Raw genomic sequence first — 18,517 nt, forward strand, 5'->3', positions numbered from 1 at the left:
ATGCACAAATTGATTGCTATTACAGGCGGAATAGGTTCTGGGAAATCAACTCTGGCAAAAAAACTTGCTCTGAGAGGTTATTGTGTTTGGGATGCTGATTTATTTTCTCGAGAAGTTTTATTTTTTCCACAAGTGCAAGCACGCATTAAAACAATTTTCGGTGACTCAGTCTTCATTGAAAATGGAATTTTAGATCGAGAGCTCATTCGTAAGCAAATTTTTTCATCACCAAAATTAAAAAAATCTTTAGAAGGTATTTTGCATCCTGCAATTGCTGAGTTATTAAAAGCAAAATTAACAGCTTTAAAAGAGAACGCACCATCAGCATGGGCGTTTTATGAAGCTTCTTTGATTTTAGAGCTTGGGCGAAAAGCAAATTTTGATGCTTGTGTTGTTGTTATAGCAAAAGAAAATATAAAATTAAAAAGACTAAAATTAAATAGAAAACTTTCGGAAACGGATGCACGTAAAATAATGCAAACGCAGATGCCTGACGATGAGAAAATTAAATTTGCAGATTTTGTTATTGATAATTCAAAGGATGAATCTGATCTTGAAAAATTGATTGATAATCTACTTATATTCTTGCGTGAAAAATTTTCTTAATTGAATTTTTGACATTTCTTATTTCATAAATCCTTATAAAATAAAACTATCTTAAATTATTTCTTATTAAATTGGAGAAAATGCAAGATGTTTGAAGTGTCTTGTGCCTCTTGTCAGTCATCCTTTGAGTTTAATCCTGATGATTACATACATTTATGTCCATTTTGTTCTTCTGGTTTTGTTATAGATGCTGAAGAAGGGGCTAAAGATTTAATTGGGGATCATTATATTGTTTCTTCAAATATTCAAAAAAATAACATAGAAGATATTTTTAATGAATGGATATCTAAAAGGTACCACCGACCTGAAAGAGTAAAAGCTGAATTTTCGATATTAGGCTCATATGGCGTCATGTTACCTTTTTGGGTGATTTCAGCTGAAGCTCATACATTTTGGAGTGGGCACAGTGCAAAACAGACGCGATATTCTGGTCAAACAAGAGATATGGCTTCAGGCTTCATGAAAGAAGAAGGGCGCTTTAGTAGGAGGTACCGCTGGTGCATATTGGCAAGAAAGTCACCAAAAGAGCATTGGGGGATGGAACGGTTACACAATCCAAAAGAGAAATTGATGGTTGATTGGGATGGGTTTCCTTTAGATGAATCATTAGGAGCACCCGATGAAGGAATGCAATCATTGTATGAGTCAAAACAGCCTTTTAAATACGAGCTTGCCAATGAAATTGCAATAATGGGAATACAGACAAAAGAGTTGTCAGCAGTGACTCGGGCAAAAGATCAAATAAATGAATATCATCGAAGAGTTGCAAAGACAAAAATTGGAACTTTGTATGAGCATCGAACAGAAATTGAAGTGATTGGTTTGCATGTCGTGCATATTCCATTTTGGATTATTCGTTATTCATTCACTCCAAAAAGTGTCTTCAAATATTTTACAACAGCTCGAGAAAGAAGATTGCTGGTTCAAGGATACACCAAAGCTGTGTTAGATGCGGAATTGCCTTTAAATTCTTCTGATAAAGTCATGACGAATATGCTTGTCTGTGGGACACTTGCCTTTGTAAGTTTAACTCTATCAGTTTTCTTACACCCCATATTTTATATTTTATTTATTATGTTTTTATTAGTAGTAGTTTTATCCGCTTGGAAAATAATAAATAGAGATAAAATAGATCAAGAACTTGTTAAAGGTAAAGAAAACTTAGAACCACTTCGCTAAAAAAAATATCTGTGTTCATATGAAATGAAAAGTATATATTTGATAAGTTCCTTATGTGGCTTTTTGTACTCAGGGCAAAAATAAAAGAATACAATTACATATCTATTTGGAGTTTATATGCAAGGTATTTTTAATTTAGTTTGTAAATTTTTTTTATTAATGATTTTAGCTTATAATGCAAATTTTGCACGCGCAAATGAGCACCGCTTAGGTTTGTCTTTAGGTGGTGGAAGTTTAGCTTATGGTATTGGACATTTAAGTTACGATCAAATTGGAATTTTGCCACATAAGCATTGGTCTATAGGACTTGAAGCAGGTGGCTTTTTTGGGGGTTTTTTAATAGCACCCAGAGCATTATATTGGGAAAAAGCCTCTTCAATGTCTGGTTGGTATGTTGGTCCTAAAGTTGTTTTTGGTAACTCAAATTATCTAAATTATAGCTCATCATTTTTTGCTATAGGTGGAGAAGGCGGCTGGTCTTATCGTTTTACAGAAGGTCCTAAAGGGCTTGATTTCGGTGGAGGACTTGATCTTTATGCTACGAATCATGGATTTTGGGGTGCGATTAAATTCACAGTGGGTTTTTTAATACCAAAATAATGATTCATTCTATATAACTATTCACAATGTAATTATATAAATTGTAATTGATTCCAAATAGATCGCTAAACATTTTATTCCATTCGTTTGATTTTTTTAGGGAGGGAATGGATTCCTGAATAAAATTATTTAATTCAATATTATTTTTTTCTATCCACCATGCTAAGATTCGATTGCGATAGGGTGTGACATTTCCAACGAAATACACTTTACCTTTTGTTAACATATTTAAAACCAGCATCGTTTCTGCTAATGTGCATTCTCTCTTATTTTTTTGCAACATGCCTTTCACAAGTCCATAGCGCGAGCTGACATAAAGAATTCTGCTTTTAGGAATTTTGAGACGTTCCAGTGTATTATCCAGCTTAGTATTTTTTATCGCTATAAAATTGACTGATTTATCGAACATTACTTCCATAACTTGTTCTATATTGTGCAAATCTGAATTTTTTTGTTCAAAATTACAGATCAATGAGAGATTTGATTTAAACATAGGAATAGCTTGAGCTTTATTTACCCTCCAATCGCTCATACTCATGAATTCAAAATATGCGTCAACTTTTTTAAATAACTGTGGGGTATATTCCTTTTCTTTTATGATATTACCATCTTGATTAGTCCAAAACTCTGAGAATTTATTAACATAGGTAAATTGAATGGTTATTTTTTTATTGAACTTTTTCAAAGTATAATTTTCAAAAAATTGATTTATCAATTTATTTTTCTCTAAACTTTTGAAACTGTCAAACTCATCTTTTTCAGGATTTAATACTGCAACTTGAATGAAGCCAGACTGCATGATTTCTTTTAAAGTTCTAGCACCAGCAGTTAAACTAACAATGAGTGAAAGAATGAAAATTATTTTTTTCATGATATTTTTACCAAAGGTGTGCCAATATTTACGTGAGTAAAATATGCACAGTAATTAATCTGTTAAAATCTTATCGATATCTTATTAAATCAAGAAATAAATTTGAAATCAATTAAGGTGTTGATATGGATGTCAAAAAATCAGTAACTATTTTTATTCTTGCAAGCGTTTTTTGGCTTATCATTTTTACTTTTTTTTTCGGAATTGACAGTGCAAAAAATACGAGTTTGAAAAATAAGTTTGGTTTAGACGATGAAAAAAGTAGTTTTAAAAAAGATAGTTATACTAGAGAACAGAAAGAATTTATTGAATTATTTCAATCCTCTTTTGAGGATAGATAAATTAAAGATTCTTCTTTTTTAAATGTTCGGAGATTAATTTTTCATACAATTCATTCGATTCTTCATCTGATATAGCTGATTTTTGTGCTACATAAAAAATAATTGCGCTTGTTATCAGAATTACTATAAAATCCATCTGCATACTTATTAAAGCAATACCACCGCCAAATGTTCCTAAATAAGAAGTAATTGTAGATAAAATAAGATAAAGAATTATCCAAGAGAAAGATTTCATATGCAGTTTTTCCTGAGCAGAATCTTTCGCAAAATAGTGTGAACCTATTACGATAAAGACACCTAATCCAACTGCACATTGAAGTTTCCAGACTGTGTTCCAACCACTCCATTGCAATAATAAGTTGCAGATATAAAAAGCAATAAATGATATAGCGTTTGCAAACGGCAGCTTAAATGGTCTAAGGATATTTGGGAATTTTTTTCTAAAAATCGGGAGACATATCGGTCCACAAGCAAGTGATACGACAATGGCTGCAGATAAAAATGCCACCATGGATTGCCAACCTGAAAAGGGAAGAAAGAACAGCATGCCAATGATAAAATTAGCTACGATAGCAAGCCAAGGAATAGAAAAACGATTCACTTTCGCAAAGGCTTTTGGCGCATCATTTTGTAAACTCATTGAATATAGAATTCTGGAAGAAGAAGCAACAAATCCAACAGCAGTTCCGAGGGGTGATAAAATGGCGTCAAAATAAAGAACTTTAACCATAAATGCGAGGCCTAAACCAATAAATATACCGGCAAATGGGCCTGCATCACCTGTAAAACTAATTTGACCCCATCCATTAACTAAGGAGTTTGGATTCAGAGATATAATGAAACCAAGCTGAAGTACTGAATACAAAATCATGCAAGCAAAGAGAGAGCCAAAAAGTGCAAAAGGAATAGATTTCTGAGGATTTTTTGCTTCGCCTGCAAGAAAGATTGCCGTTTGAAAGCCAAAAAAAGAAAAGCTCACGCCACCGATAGCAATTCCAGATAATATTCCATTAAAGCCAAACGGAGCAAAATCGTGCGAACTTAAGTTTTCTGGGTGAATTTTTGTTGTTAACAAAAGATAAGCAACAGCAATAGGAATAATTAATTTCCAAATGACAACCATCTTGTTGGTTTCCGCCATAAATTTCACACCGATAACATTAATGATAGATAAAAGTGCCATAAGGGCAGTGGCTACCAATAGACCTCTTGTAGTCAAGACATCTGCATTGTTTACGCGTTCCGTGACGTTTGGAATATAATTTGAAGCGTATTGCATAACGGCTTGAACCTCTATAGGCACAACAACCATTGTCCAAAGCCAAGTTATCCAACCAAAAATGGCACCAGCCATTTTTCCATGACTCATGAGTGAGTAAGCGATTGATCCGCCGCTGAGTGGTAACATTGTTGAAAGCTCAGCAAATGTCAGAGCAATAATAGCAACAAATAAACCTCCTAGCATCCAAGCAACGATAGCTGCTGGTCCAGCCAGTTGGGCGGTGTAGAATGAACCAAACAGCCATCCAGAACCAACGATCGAGCCAATTGATAAAAAAAGAAGACTGGTTTTTGATATATTTCTTTTAAGTTGCATATTATCTCTTACCTGTTGAATAGTTTTATCACGGTTCAGCCATGAATGTTGACTAGAACATGTGCTGCTATCCTATGCTATAAAACGATTGGCCTGTCATCCAGTATTTTGTTTTTTTTTTTGAAACCATTGTAAGCAAAGGTATTTTAAATGTTAAAGTCGAAGAGTGCAAAAATAACTGATTTATATATTGGAGAAAGATTTGACGTTGCTGCTGCTGCATTGTTTCAAGAATTAAGTCGCAAAAAAATAAAATCTATAATTGATGCAGGTGGAGCTTATATAAATAAAAAAAGAATATCAATAGCAAAGACGCAATTAAAATCAGGTGACAAAATTGAGTTATTTTGGGAAGAAATACAAAAAAAACAGGAAAACTCTACGGAAAAAGAGTATTCAATAAAAAATACGCTTGGGACATCGATCACACAAAAAACGTTTATATTTGAAAATGAGAATTTTTTTGTTATTGATAAACCAGCGGGTATTGCATCTCAATCAACGTTATCATCAAGTAAAGATACAATCTTTTATGCACTTAATGCTTATGATGCGAAAAAATATAAAATTGAAAATATGTTCCTTGTACATAGATTAGATAAAGACACATCTGGCTTAATGATAATTGCTAAAAACAAAGATGCGCAAAAGAAATTTGAAGATCTTTTCAAAGAAAAAAATATTGAAAAAACGTATGATGCACTTGTATTTTTTACTCCAAAAAAAGTGGACGGTAAAATTAATTTTCCAATTGCAAAGGATAGCTCAAGAAAAAATTGTTACTTTGCAGTGACTAACCCTAATTCAAAAATTAAGGATATCAAACAGGCTGAGACGTTTTATAATGTAGAAAAAGTATTTGGAAAAAATGAAGTTTCTTTAATTCAATGCAAACCAAAAACAGGGAGAACGCATCAAATTCGCGTACATCTTTCTGCTCTTGGTTGTCCACTTTTAGGAGATAAAACATACTCGCAGAATATTCATGGACATCGCTATTTACAACTCGCATTGCGGCATATGTTGCATGCAAGTCATCTCAAATTTACCTTGGATGGAGAAAATTTTGAGTTTAATGCTACAATTCCAGATGACTTCAGACGTATAATAAAAATTGTTGAAAGCATTCAATAATTTTTATATGTAGTAAATATTTCGCTGCAACTTGAAAATATGATTAGATAGTTTTATCAGAAATAAGACTTGTTTCTTTGTTTTCGAAAGTACAAGTAGTTAAACCTATAATTGGAAAAAACGAGGAGGATATTCATCATGGCTTATAAATTGATTACGGTTCCACAAGGTGGTGCGGCAATTAAAGTGGATTCAACTGGTAAATTACAAGTTCCAGATAATCCAGTTATTCCTTATATTGAAGGAGATGGTACAGGTCCTGATATCTGGAAAGCTTCTCAACTCGTTTTTGATGCTGCGGTTTTAAAAGCTTATGGTGGTAAGAAAAAAATTCATTGGATGGAAGTTCCTGCGGGAGAAAAATCATTTAATGGCAATGGAAATTGGCTTCCAGACGAAACAATCGACGCAATAAAAGAATATAGAGTTGCCATTAAAGGCCCCCTTACAACCCCTGTAGGAGGAGGTATTAGAAGTTTAAATGTGGCCTTGAGACAGATTCTTGATTTATATCAATGCGTGCGCCCCGTGCGTTGGTACACCAACGTGCCATCGCCAGTGCGTGAGCCACAAAAAGTAAATATGTGTATTTTCCGTGAAAATACTGAAGATATTTATGCTGGTATAGAGTTCAAAGCGGGAAGTGATGATCAGAAAAAATTACGTGATTTTCTGGTAAACACTCTTGGTAAGAAAGTACGTGAAGATTCTGGTCTGGGAATCAAACCAATCAGTGAATTTGGTTCAAAACGACTTGTACGTGCGGCAATAAATTATGCAATTAAAAATAAATGCAAAAGTGTTACTTTAGTGCATAAAGGTAACATTATGAAGTTCACTGAAGGTGCTTTCCGTGATTGGGGCTATGAAGTTGCTAAAACTGAATTCCGTGATCAATGTGTCACTTGGGAAGAATGCGGTGGTAAAGCTCCAGCAGGAAAAATAATTGTCAAAGATGCAATTGCAGACAATATGTTTCAACAAGCTTTGCTTCGTCCAGATGAATATGAAGTCCTTGCTTGTACAAATTTAAATGGAGATTATCTCTCCGACGCTCTTGCTGCACAAGTGGGTGGTCTTGGTATCGCTCCTGGTGCAAATATTGGAGATGGATATGCTTTATTTGAAGCAACCCATGGAACTGCACCAAAATATGCTGGTCAAGACAAAGTAAATCCAGGTTCCGTTATTTTAAGTGGAAACATGATGTTTGAATATCTTGGTTGGATTGAAGTTGTACAAATGATTGAAAAAGCATTTGAAAAAACTTTGGCGCAAAAAATTGTTACTTATGATTTTGCACGTCAACTTGAAGGGGCGAAAGAAGTTAAATGTTCGGAATTTGCCAAAGCAATTATTTCGAATTTATAAGTAAATGGAATATAAGAATAATACAAAATTCTTAATTCAAGTTAAAGCTTTTTATGGTAAATACTCTGTGCTTTTACCATGGTTGAGTTTATTATGGGGAATAATTTCGAGTTTTTTGTTAATTCGAGATTATTCCAAATCAATTCGCCTTTCAGTCTTTACACTTTTGTTCTTATTTTTTATTATTTCAATGTCAACTTGGTATAGTTTTATAAAAAATAGTTCATCAGATAATATTCAAAATTTAAAAAAAATTCAAAAAAGTCTTCATAAAAGAAAAGATCTATTTGAATTTTTTGGCTCAACAGCTACGCAATATTTTGTTCAATATATATTTATGTTTTGCCTACCTTTTGTTTATTTTAAAAAGAGTTGGTTTTGGTTTGTATTATTACTTGTATTTTCTTTACTTACATTGTGGGATCCTTTTTGGACAAGATTATTTCGTTATTCTTTTTTTCGACTTTTACTTAGATTTTTAGCTTTTTATTTAACATTTTCATTTTCATTTGTAGTTTTATTTCCAAAAAGTTTAGATGTTTTTTATAATTTACTTCTCGTTTTCGGTATATTGATAATTTTCCCATGGAAAAGAATATTTTCGCATAATAATTTTAAATGGACTCAATTTATTTCGACATCTATCATGGCTATAATTATGATTATTCATGCTTTTCTGCCATATGAATTTAAATTTCCTCTTCTTTCGATTTGGATCGAAGATGCACGTTTTTCATTTGAAAAACCGAAATCTATTGATTTTAAATCAATAGATACAAATAAAATAGATAAAAAATATTTTCTCGGAAAAATGAACTCAAATTCTAAACTTTGCTCTATTACTCCGATTATTGCGCCTATTGGTGTTTCATATGAAATTATTCATGAATGGTATGTAGATAATCAATTTATTGATAAGATATTGTTACCAGAAGTTAAGGGGCTTAATAATAAAGATAAATTTAATACTTATTCATGTAAAAGATACTTTCCAAATATTAAAAATGCAAAAGAAATAAGAGTAAAAGCATTTTTAAAAAATGGTATATATATTGGTCAAGATAGTTTTTCAATTAAGTCTGATTGAGCCTCTTCTATCGCTAAAAAATCTTTTTCAGTTAAAGTGTAATCAATACTTTTTAATAATTCATAATAAAGGGAAAAATCATTTAATTCTTGCGCATATTCTTCTTTAAGTTCATTTTCAGAAAGTTTTTTTTCTAATAAAAATGAGCCCAATCCTTCTTTTGTACACAAAGCAGCAAGTAACAGTGGCAAATGCCCAATGGTGCTTCTACCAAAAAGATTACGCTCATATTGGCGAATTTTATCTTGCGCAATAGAGCCATTGAGAGCAATGCTATCAACGCTTCTGTGCTCACTTTTTAATTCGCACAGTTTTGGAGAATCAATGCTATTGTAAAAGTCACAGATCAGTGGACGATAGTCAAAAATTCCACAGGATCCAGAATGTATTGAGTCATCTTTTTTTAAAAGAAATGGACAGGGTAGTTTTTCCTGTAAAAATGCTTTTTGATCTGAATCGATTAAGGGTAATTTCCCATTTTTTTTTGTAAACTCAAAATATTGATCTTTGTATTTAAATAACATTTCTGCAAGATTATTAAGATTGTAACCAGTCGCAAGCAATTTATTGAGTAAGACAAATGCTTCTCCTGCAGTTGCTGGTATGATTGGGAAGTGACAGCAGGCACCACAGCCTTTCTGGCAGGTAATATTTTCATTTGGAAAATCGATTAAAAATTGTTTCAATGAATTTTTACTGGAGACTTCATATTCATTATAGGTATTATCAATATAGGGTATTAATTCTGTGATTGCTGTCTTATAATCCATTGCAAACTCTCTTATCAAGGTGAAAACAAAAAAAAGTTAATACCTTGGTTTCGTAAGTTTTCCAAGTTATATTTATAATTTGATTCTATATTAAAAAAAAGTAAATTTATACTGAGATGGTTTGTGAATACTTAGGAGATAAAAATTGCCCATGAATATTCATTCACGTATGTATAAATTAATCCTCTGGATTATTTTTTCAATTGTAATTGCCGTGTCTGGAAGTGCGTTGGAAAATAGTATAATGAATGAGGGAGTTCTTTTTAGCAACAAATTTTTTGGTAGCTCAGTTTATTTATTTTTCTCAGCAGTGATATTAAATGTCATTCTTCTGCTTCTCTTCGTATTTTTAACTTTTAGGAGTGGTGTAAAACTGATTGTTGATAATTCGCGCGGGGTTTTTGGAAGTAAATTAAATACCAAGCTTGTCACTGCATTCTTATTTTTCTCTTTATTACCAACGGTTGTATTGCTTTATATGTCAACAAAATTTGTCAACACAAATTTTGAAAAATGGTTGCCTGCAAATTTTGTTGAAACAACAGAAGAAACATTAAATAGTGAAGCAGCCTATCAAGCACAGATTTATTCTTTAATTAATTCACAATCTCCTAATAAGGATAATTTTCAAGTATATGATTTTGTAAAAGAAAAAAAGAGCAAAAAATTATTACATCTTTCAAAAAAAGCTCAGACATTAGAATCTGATATAAAAAAGAGCCTTGAAAAAAATAATTCAGCTTATCATATTAAAGCCTCTTGGTTTGAGTTTGGGACAGAGCGAATGATTTTAATTGCTGAGAATTCTAATTATATTTATGGGATTATATCACCAAAAATGCTCCATCCTCAATGGCTATTATTAAAGAACGAATATCCAGAATCTGTAAGTTCTGCAAAAGTTATTAGACTTTCCTATTATATAATGCTTGGTGTTATTACGCTTCTTATTATATTTTCTGCAACATGGCTTGGTTTTACTATTGCAAGAGAAATCACCGTGCCTCTGCAAGTTCTAGCAAATGCAACTGAAAGCGTTTCTCATGGAAATTATTCTGTGAAAATAGATGATATTGTATCGGATGATGAAATGGGTAAACTTGCCCTCAGTTTTCGTTCAATGGTAAGTGATTTAAAACAAGAAAAAGAAAGAGTAGATTTATTTTCTGATGAATTAAAGCGGAAAGCAGAAGAATTGACAATTAAATCTGAGTATAATGAAGTATTGCTAAAAAATGTGAATGCTGCAGTTATAGTTTTGAGTGCAAATCTTTATGTAGAGACTTGGAATCAAAGAGCGGAAAATCTTTTCAATAATAAAGAGGGAGATGTCATTGGGACTCATATTTCAAAAGTTTTTGCCGAAAAAGATTTTCAGCAAATTATTTTAAAATCGCTTTCTGATGTTTCGAATTCACTGCTAAAAAGAGTGGAAATGGAATGGAGTGGTTTTCTTTTTGATAAAGAATATCAGTTGCAGATATCTATTAGTTTAATCTGTTCCCCTAGAGGAAAAGTGGGAAAAATAATTTTTATCAATGATATATCTGATTTTGCAAAGGCACAGCGATTGGCAGCATGGAAAGATGTTGCAAGTCGTATTGCCCATGAAATTAAAAATCCTTTAACTCCGATTAAATTGGGAGCGCAAAGACTTGAGAAAAAGTATACAAATTATTTTATTGGGAATGATAGGGAGACATTCAAAGAATCGATAAAAGTTATCTTACAAAGCACAGAAAGTATAAAAATATTGGTAGATGAATTTATAAAATATGCAAGAATGCCTCATTCAATGTTAATAGAAGGAAACATAGTTGAAGCAATTTATATGGCAATGCGTGGTTTTGTTGGAAATACAGAAAATATATCTCTTATTTTTGAAGTTTTTGTAAATGATAATATGTATCGTTATGAAAACGAGGATAAAATTGATTACTTACCTGAAATTCTTTGTAATTTTGATAGCAATCAAATAACTCGTTTATTTGTTAATTTAATAGCGAATGCCGTAACAGTATCAGCTGAAAAAGTTACGCCAGTTATAATTTCGATTTATGCTAAAAAAAATGATAATATTTTACGAATAATGGTAAAAGATTCTGGTTCTGGACTTACATCTGATGTTAAATCAAGAATTTTTGAACCATATTTTAGCACTAAAAAAACAGGAATGGGCCTTGGACTTGCGATCGTCAAACAAATAGTTGATGAGCATTTTGGTCATATTTCAGTGGAAGAAAATCATCCTAATGGAACAATTTTTACTGTAGATATTCCAAAAGGAATTAATTTTATTAAAGAGGAAATATGAGCGATTACTTCGGAAAAATATTAGTCATTGATGATGAAAAGGATATTTGTTCTACTCTATCTGGGATATTATGTGATGAAGGCCATAAAGTTTTAACTGCAAATAATGCAGAGTCAGGTTTGAAAATTGCTAAAAAAGAACTGCCTGATGTTTGTTTTTTAGATGTATGGTTGCCTGATATTGAAGGGACTGAAGTCCTTGAGCGTTTAAAAATTGTAAATCCTGATCTCTCCATAATTATGATGAGTGGACATGCAAACATCGAAACAGCAGTCAAATGCACACGTTTAGGAGCGATGGATTTTATAGAAAAACCTCTCAGTCTAGACAAGGTTTTACTGAGTGTTCAAAACTTATTAAGAATTAAAAATTTACAATTTGAAAATCAAAATTTGAAAAATCGAGTTGAAAAGAAATATACCCTTTTAGGCAAATCGGAATCGTTGCAGCATATTATCTCAGCGATTGATATGGTAGCAAAAAAAAACACAACGATACTCATTACAGGTGAAAATGGCACAGGTAAAGAAAATGTATCAAGATTGATTCATGAAAAATCGAATCGAAGAAATAAACCTTTTATTGCCATTAATTGTGCAGCTATACCTGAAGATTTAATTGAAAGTGAATTATTTGGTCATGAAAAGGGAGCTTTTACTGGAGCCATAGGAATTAAACGTGGAAAATTTGAATTGGCTCACAATGGCACTCTTTTTCTTGATGAAATAGGAGATATGAGTTTAAAAACACAAAGTAAATTGCTGCGTGCGTTACAAGAACATAACATAGAGAGACTTGGTTCTGATGAAACAATATCTGTCGACACAAGAATTATAGCTGCAACAAATAAAAATCTTGAAGAAGAAATTAAGAAAGGAAATTTTAGAGAAGACTTATTTTATAGAATTAATGTAATTCCAATCCATTTACCTCCATTACGAAATCGTAAGGAAGATATTGAACTTATATCATCTCACTATTTATCTCTATATTCAGTTGAAAATAGTATTAAAAATAAAATTCTTTCACCGCAAGCAATTCAAGTTCTAAAAGCATATCCTTGGCCAGGTAATGTGCGAGAGCTAAAAAATATCATGGAAAGATTGTCAATTATGGTCAAAGAAGATATTATAGAGCCCAATCATTTGCCATACCCTATTCACTCTGCACGAGCTGACAAGCATGAAGAAGAGTTTCATCTTTTTTCTTCTGATGATTTTCGTGAAGCAAGAGCAAAGTTTGAAAAGATTTTTATTCAGAAAAAGCTTGAGTCTTATGATGGAAATGTGTCAAAAACAGCGGAGTCTATGGGAATGGAGCGAAGTCATTTGTATAGAAAAATGAAGCAATTGGGATTGATAAATGAAATTGAAAAATTATCAGAAGAGGATAAATTAGAATGAAATCTATAGCTAAGTTATTGTTATTATTAATTATATCAATTTCATTCATATATTTCATGCATACAAAGAACATTTTGGATGTTAAATCGCTCGCTTATGCGATTGAAAACAATAAAAAATATTTATTATTAATTTCGATTCTGCAATTATTAAATTGTCTTTTTATGACCCTTCGCTACCATAGTTTACTTAAAATATTTAGTATCAAAACAAATTTGCAAAATGTAACTGCAGCAACTTTTGTGAGCAATGGGATTGGGCTTTGGATGCCAGGTTCACTAGCGATTATTGAAGTCATTCGCATAAGTCTTATGCTTGGAGCTCATTATCAAAAAACAGATAATTATTCAAATATGACGCAAATTAAAAATACGAATCTTGCTGAACTTGCTGCTAAATCAAAACTCGCAGCAGCATCTTTATTTGATAGACTAATTGGATTTTTTGTTATGCTATTTTTCGGAAGCATAACAACATTTATTATTTATCTTCAAACAATTCATTTAAATGATACTCTATATTCAAAAAATTTATTATTTCTTTTTTCACTATCTTTTATCTTGATGCTCATAATTATTGTTGTTCCATTTTTAGCAAAATCAATTTATTTTCGTAGGTTTTTAGAAAGAGTTGAAAGACTCATTTTGACAACATTTAAAAGTGGGAAAATGCATCTATTTTTTAAAAAAATCTTTAGCGAGATAAATTCTCTTTTAGATGTTATTTCTTTAGGAATTCGTTCCATTCGCTCTTTTTTGGGGCCCATTATTTATAGCTTTATTTGCTTAATAATGGCAGTCTTTGGAACTTATTATTCAAGCATAGCGATCTCAAATCCTATACCATTGCATGCTATTTTTGCAACTGTATCAATATTATCAATAGCTTCATTGATTCCTATGGGTTTTGGTGGGGTGGGGGGCATGCAATTAGTCGCTGTTGTCCTATTTTCTATTTTTGGCATATCTCCTCAAGCCGCGAGTTCTGCTCAACTTTTACAGACGAGTGTCAACTTATTGGCTATTACAGGGGTTGGCCTGCTCTTTGCTCGATTGAGTGCAGGGCAAATACGTGCGATTTTAGATGCTAGAAAAAAGGAAACAGTGGTTTCTTAAAAATTTAAAAGAAAAAGTGTGCATTATAATAATAATCAGACACACTTATTATAAAAATGTGATATACTTTCCTTATGAACTTCGTTGCGCTATGTAAGGCCTTAATAATTTAGTATATTTCAAAAATCCTTACAATTTAGAACCCAATGGCGCATATGTATGTTATTGAATAGTGTGAAGAAATATTTATTTTAGGGTTTTTATACAGAAAAGAAAGGAGGAGGCATATGCAACCCAAAATATTAGATAATAATTTTATTTCAAGTTTAGATCTTGAAAATATTAAGATTCTAAGACAGGTGTATGAATGGGTTCAATACCATACTGAATTATGCCATCTTTATTCTGTAGAGGAATCCTTTGAGAAAAAAGGTATTTTAAAAGAAAAAGTAGCATCCTCTTTTGAAAGAGGCAGATTATTGATTGAGAAAATTATTCCTCTGCAAGTTGAAATGCGCAAAAGACCTTCAATTCCATTATCGGGAGTGAATCGCTTTGCACCTCCGAAAACAGATGCCTTTAAAACTGTTCGAGCTGAATCAGCGGTTAAAAAAAACGTCAGTTACCCATTCAACGCAGAATTTGGCACGAAAGGGAATGCAAAGAGGATTCCATTGCCAAGTCGAACATACTTAAAAAAGTCTAAATTGCAAAACTGAAAAAAACTGATCAATTTTTAAAAAAATTGATCAGTTTTTTTTTATTAAGAAATTAATTTTTATTTCCTGTAATAAGAAACGGGTGGATGCTTTTTAAAGGAAATTTATGAAAAAATTAATTTCAATTTTGTTTTCTATTGTTATAATATTTATAGTTATTTATGCAATGTTTAAATTCTTAAATGGTATTCAAAAACAAAAAGATAAAAGCTTGTCGCACTTTGAAAATAAAAGTATCAACATATCAGGTTTAAAATCTAAGTATCAATATATTATTGAAGGTATGTTTTGGGATAAAAATGACCTTTTCGTAAATATTGACCAATTTCAAGTTAAGCCAAATCAAGTTGATCTTATCCAAAACCAGAAGTATTATCTTTTTTTGAATCTTGCCGATCAAGATAAATGCTATTTTGGAGACTTTATTTATAAAAATTTATCTAACAATTTTTTTATTTTTTCAAAGTGGCGTAGTTTCAAAGCGGATAAATTTATAAATTATGCAAATTATATAAATGAAAATATTATGTTAATAGTATATAATGAAAGTCATTTTTATGCTGAAAAGAATAAACAAAATTGTCAGTTTTGGGTTAAAATTAAGAGCTAAATTACTTATACTTATATTATTTATTCCATGTAGTTCTTTTGGAACAAATATGAATACTATTGAAATGAGTGTTTCTAAGTGTAAAAAATTATCAATGCGTAATATACTAAAAATTGAATCGAAAGCGAAAAATATTGTTAATATTAAAAAAGATAATATAAATAATCGTCTTTTACTATGTGGATTATCTGTAGGGAAAACTCAAATTAAAATTTGGCGAGCTGATACTTGGGAGGAAGAAACTATTATAGCTCATGTCAAACCTACTAGAAAATTACAATCTAATTCGCCAAATAGTACGTATGATAAAAGTTATCCCAAAAATGAATTTTTGCTTGAAAAGAAAATTGCAGGTTGGGGGTTCTCCTATAAATAAACTTGCTTTCAATAACTATGCTTGCTATCTGAATAGAGTTTATTATTATTGATTAAGCTGATTGCTTAGAGGTAGTTAAAAGTGTTTGGATTCAGTGGCGGTGAAATCCTTCTTATAGCATTTATTGCACTCATACTCTTTGGGAATGACAAGTTACCAGAAAATATGAAAAAACTGCTTAAGGGCCTTAACCAAGCAAAAAAAGTTGCGAGTGATGTGCAGCAGTCTTGGCACGAGGTTAAAACCGATGTCCAAAGAAGTATCAATCTGGACCTGGAAAAAGAGGAGCTTTTGGAGCTGACAAAGCCTATTGAATTTGATTATAACGTCAATATAGCTGATATTCCTTATTATGAGAACCCAAAAGATGAGATCGTTTCTCAAGATGAAATTGATGAGTTTCACAATTCAGAGCAGCAAAGCAATGAAAACACAAACCAGCAAGATATTGATATTACTAGTGAAAAATTTAATGATTTGCAACCTTCCTCCGCGCTGGAGTATTTAAAGTCCAATCATTTTGTGGGTCCGAGAATATAATTAATCCGTTTTAAATAATATTTGACTACTTAAGCAGTCACATAAATGACTCATGCTATAATTATTAATCCTCTATTTATTATGGCGATACTTTATCCAGAAGAGCAGGAATTGAGGGGGTTATATTTTGATCCATGAAGTTTGATATATTTGATTTTATATTAATATTATTTTTAATAATGACTGTCTTTATTATTTTTTATTTTATAAAGTCATTTAGGAAAAGCTTCCATAAGAAAAATAAGAAAATCAGATTCGTATTGTTTAATAAAAGAGTGCAGCGGGTTAAAAACTTTGAAAACTTATCGGAGCGAATTTTGTTAGATATCTTAGAAGCGCTGAAAAATGGAGAGAATTCGCATGAGCAAGCAATAGCTCTTCTTCCGCTCCTTTTGGATATTAGAAAAATAGGAGAGCAATTAATTAGACAGCAGAATTTTTTTCATACATTTTTATTTCCGATGTTAGAAAATAGATTAAAGCCTAGATTAGAAAGATTGATTCATGTTGAAAAGTTGCTAAAGTCGCTTCCTAGAAAAGGTTCATCATGTGAAAATTTACAAAATGAGCTTTCATAAACCAAAGGATGTTATTGAATTATGGAAAATATAGAGAACTTATTCAAGCGCACTAAAAGAAAATCAAGTGAAATATGGTATTGCAGAGAGTATTGGAGTGGTGATTCTCGCGATGGACAATACGTTAATGGTGATGGTTACCACTATTTTGAAATGTTAGGCGATGGTTTTGTGCAAAAAGCCTTTGAGTATTATGAAACAGATGATGGGGAAGAAAAAGTGACTCCGACCCCTGAACTCGTTGGAATTAATTGGTTTGAGTTTTTTGGTTTTGAAGATGAAGAACTCCTTGAAGAAGTTCCTGAGCATGAATTTATCTATATCGAACAACTTATTAAAAAATCTTGATCCTCCCTTGCCATCAATCAATTGAGCATTAAATTTCTCCAAACCGAGGCACGAGTGAGTGTTGACGTTGGTAATTTGGAGAGAGAAATGAAATACTACGAAATTCTTGGACTCAATAAATCTGCTAGTTCTGATGATATCAAAAAAGCTTATCGGAAATTAGCTATGCAATATCACCCAGATAGAAATCCAGGAAACAAAGCTTCAGAAGAAAAATTTAAGGAAATGTCTGAAGCTTATGCTGTCTTATCCGACCCTGAAAAAAAACGTCAATACGACATGCTGGGAGACACGCGCTTTTCTCAGCAGCAAAGCTCAGGATTTCAAGAAGATATTTTCAAAAATATGGATTTTGAAAGTATTTTTAAGGATATGGGTTTTTCTGGTTTTGGTGGAATGGGAGGCGGACGCTTCGGAGGGTTTGGGAATAGAACTCAGAATGCTCGAAGTGGGAGGCGTGGGGGTATGCGCGCTGAACCTGAGGATTATTCAAAGTATGATCTTGAACATGACCTAGAAATAGGCTTCATGGATGCTTATAATGGTTCAGAACGGCATGTGAGTTTTACATTAAGTAATGGTGAAAGAATTGATTCAAGAATAAAGATTCCTGCAGGGATTGATTCAGGCAAAAAATTACGAATTCGCAGCCATGGACAAACTGCTCCTGATGGGCATAGAGGAGATCTCTATTTAAAAGTAAAAGTGATGCCTCATCCCGATTTTGTCAGAATCGATAATGACATTGAAGTACCTGTAAGCGTTCCTTTCAGCACACTGTGCTTAGGTGGGCAGATAGAAGTTAAAACTCCTCAAGGTATAAAAAATGTGAAAATTCGTGCGGGAATGCAAAGTGGTATAAAAGTTCGCTTAAAAGGTCTTGGTTTTCCGCTCATGAATACCAGTGAAAATGCGGATCTTTATGCTATTTTAAGTGTCAAAGTTCCAAGCGAAAGCGAAATAAATCAAGATTTAAAAGAAATTCTTGAGCAACTTCAAAAGAATGGATATTAAGTGT

The 18,517-nt window shown here is 32.0% G+C and carries 20 protein-coding genes; 17 read left to right on the forward strand and 3 right to left on the reverse strand.

Features of this window, described 5'->3' with window-relative positions; genetic code table 11:
• The 3 genes from coaE (at window position 1) to EZS29_RS00480 (ending at window position 2,385) form a co-directional block, all read left to right on the forward strand.
• Entirely contained in the window at window positions 1-606 is a 606-nt protein-coding gene (coaE, locus tag EZS29_RS00470; protein ID WP_130605455.1) for a dephospho-CoA kinase, read from the forward strand.
• A gap of 87 nt (window positions 607-693) precedes the next feature.
• Window positions 694-1,785: a hypothetical protein gene (locus tag EZS29_RS00475; protein WP_130605457.1), complete on the forward strand. Its 1,092-nt coding sequence runs from the start codon at window positions 694-696 to the stop codon at window positions 1,783-1,785.
• A gap of 117 nt (window positions 1,786-1,902) precedes the next feature.
• Window positions 1,903-2,385 carry a hypothetical protein gene (locus EZS29_RS00480; RefSeq protein ID WP_130605459.1) on the forward strand — a complete coding sequence of 161 codons (483 nt, stop codon included), beginning with the start codon at window positions 1,903-1,905 and terminating at the stop codon, window positions 2,383-2,385.
• 4 nt (window positions 2,386-2,389) lie between these two features.
• Here the strand turns inward: EZS29_RS00480 and EZS29_RS00485 are convergent, their stop codons facing one another.
• Window positions 2,390-3,256 (reverse strand): hypothetical protein, encoded by an 867-nt coding sequence (locus EZS29_RS00485; RefSeq protein WP_130605461.1) that lies wholly within the window; start codon window positions 3,254-3,256, stop codon window positions 2,390-2,392.
• Between the two features lie 125 nt (window positions 3,257-3,381).
• On the opposite strand from EZS29_RS00485, the gene EZS29_RS00490 reads away from it, so the two are divergent.
• Window positions 3,382-3,597 (forward strand): hypothetical protein, encoded by a 216-nt coding sequence (locus tag EZS29_RS00490; protein WP_130605463.1) that lies wholly within the window; start codon window positions 3,382-3,384, stop codon window positions 3,595-3,597.
• 1 nt (window position 3,598) lies between these two features.
• Here the strand turns inward: EZS29_RS00490 and EZS29_RS00495 are convergent, their stop codons facing one another.
• Complete coding sequence (locus EZS29_RS00495) at window positions 3,599-5,194, reverse strand: APC family permease (protein ID WP_130605465.1); 1,596 nt, start codon at window positions 5,192-5,194, stop codon at window positions 3,599-3,601.
• 150 nt (window positions 5,195-5,344) lie between these two features.
• On the opposite strand from EZS29_RS00495, the gene EZS29_RS00500 reads away from it, so the two are divergent.
• The 3 genes from EZS29_RS00500 (at window position 5,345) to EZS29_RS00510 (ending at window position 8,786) form a co-directional block, all read left to right on the forward strand.
• A complete protein-coding gene (locus tag EZS29_RS00500; RefSeq protein ID WP_130605467.1) occupies window positions 5,345-6,328 on the forward strand; it encodes an RluA family pseudouridine synthase in 984 nt (327 codons plus the stop codon).
• Between the two features lie 138 nt (window positions 6,329-6,466).
• On the forward strand, window positions 6,467-7,699 hold the full coding sequence (icd, locus tag EZS29_RS00505) for an isocitrate dehydrogenase (NADP(+)) (RefSeq protein ID WP_130605469.1): 1,233 nt from the start codon (window positions 6,467-6,469) through the stop codon (window positions 7,697-7,699).
• 4 nt (window positions 7,700-7,703) lie between these two features.
• Window positions 7,704-8,786, forward strand: a complete 1,083-nt coding sequence (locus EZS29_RS00510; protein ID WP_130605471.1) for a hypothetical protein — start codon at window positions 7,704-7,706, stop codon at window positions 8,784-8,786.
• Here EZS29_RS00510 and EZS29_RS00515 read toward each other — a convergent pair.
• Window positions 8,756-9,556 (reverse strand): YkgJ family cysteine cluster protein, encoded by an 801-nt coding sequence (locus EZS29_RS00515; protein ID WP_130605473.1) that lies wholly within the window; start codon window positions 9,554-9,556, stop codon window positions 8,756-8,758. The two genes, EZS29_RS00510 and EZS29_RS00515, sit on opposite strands and share 31 nt — an antisense overlap.
• A 151-nt stretch (window positions 9,557-9,707) precedes the next feature.
• Between EZS29_RS00515 and EZS29_RS00520 the strand changes: the two genes are divergently transcribed.
• The 10 genes from EZS29_RS00520 to EZS29_RS00565 all read left to right on the forward strand — a co-directional run bounded on the left by EZS29_RS00520 (window position 9,708) and on the right by EZS29_RS00565 (window position 18,513).
• A complete protein-coding gene (locus tag EZS29_RS00520) occupies window positions 9,708-11,870 on the forward strand; it encodes a sensor histidine kinase (protein ID WP_130605475.1) in 2,163 nt (720 codons plus the stop codon).
• Window positions 11,867-13,273: a sigma-54-dependent transcriptional regulator gene (locus EZS29_RS00525; protein WP_130605477.1), complete on the forward strand. Its 1,407-nt coding sequence runs from the start codon at window positions 11,867-11,869 to the stop codon at window positions 13,271-13,273. The genes EZS29_RS00520 and EZS29_RS00525 overlap by 4 nt, the downstream gene beginning before the upstream one ends.
• Window positions 13,270-14,388 (forward strand): lysylphosphatidylglycerol synthase domain-containing protein, encoded by a 1,119-nt coding sequence (locus EZS29_RS00530; protein WP_130605479.1) that lies wholly within the window; start codon window positions 13,270-13,272, stop codon window positions 14,386-14,388. The genes EZS29_RS00525 and EZS29_RS00530 overlap by 4 nt, the downstream gene beginning before the upstream one ends.
• 227 nt (window positions 14,389-14,615) lie before the next feature.
• Complete coding sequence (locus EZS29_RS00535) at window positions 14,616-15,047, forward strand: hypothetical protein (RefSeq protein WP_130605481.1); 432 nt, start codon at window positions 14,616-14,618, stop codon at window positions 15,045-15,047.
• Between the two features lie 106 nt (window positions 15,048-15,153).
• Window positions 15,154-15,657: a hypothetical protein gene (locus EZS29_RS00540; RefSeq protein WP_130605483.1), complete on the forward strand. Its 504-nt coding sequence runs from the start codon at window positions 15,154-15,156 to the stop codon at window positions 15,655-15,657.
• Between the two features lie 49 nt (window positions 15,658-15,706).
• Window positions 15,707-16,033, forward strand: coding sequence for a hypothetical protein (locus tag EZS29_RS00545; RefSeq protein WP_130605485.1), 327 nt, complete (start codon window positions 15,707-15,709; stop codon window positions 16,031-16,033).
• A gap of 81 nt (window positions 16,034-16,114) precedes the next feature.
• On the forward strand, window positions 16,115-16,573 hold the full coding sequence (locus tag EZS29_RS00550; protein WP_130605487.1) for a Sec-independent protein translocase subunit TatA/TatB: 459 nt from the start codon (window positions 16,115-16,117) through the stop codon (window positions 16,571-16,573).
• 317 nt (window positions 16,574-16,890) lie between these two features.
• The gene (locus EZS29_RS00555) at window positions 16,891-17,151 is read left to right on the forward strand and encodes a hypothetical protein (RefSeq protein ID WP_130605489.1); all 261 of its coding nucleotides are present in this window, start codon (window positions 16,891-16,893) and stop codon (window positions 17,149-17,151) included.
• Between the two features lie 21 nt (window positions 17,152-17,172).
• Window positions 17,173-17,499: a hypothetical protein gene (locus EZS29_RS00560; RefSeq protein ID WP_130605491.1), complete on the forward strand. Its 327-nt coding sequence runs from the start codon at window positions 17,173-17,175 to the stop codon at window positions 17,497-17,499.
• A gap of 87 nt (window positions 17,500-17,586) precedes the next feature.
• Complete coding sequence (locus EZS29_RS00565; RefSeq protein ID WP_130605493.1) at window positions 17,587-18,513, forward strand: DnaJ C-terminal domain-containing protein; 927 nt, start codon at window positions 17,587-17,589, stop codon at window positions 18,511-18,513.
• The last annotated feature ends 4 nt before the right edge of the window (window positions 18,514-18,517 follow it).

Origin of the sequence: Fluviispira sanaruensis, assembly GCF_004295685.1 — a bacterium.
In the GTDB taxonomy this organism is placed as follows: Bacteria; Bdellovibrionota_B; Oligoflexia; order Silvanigrellales; family Silvanigrellaceae; genus Silvanigrella; species Silvanigrella sanaruensis.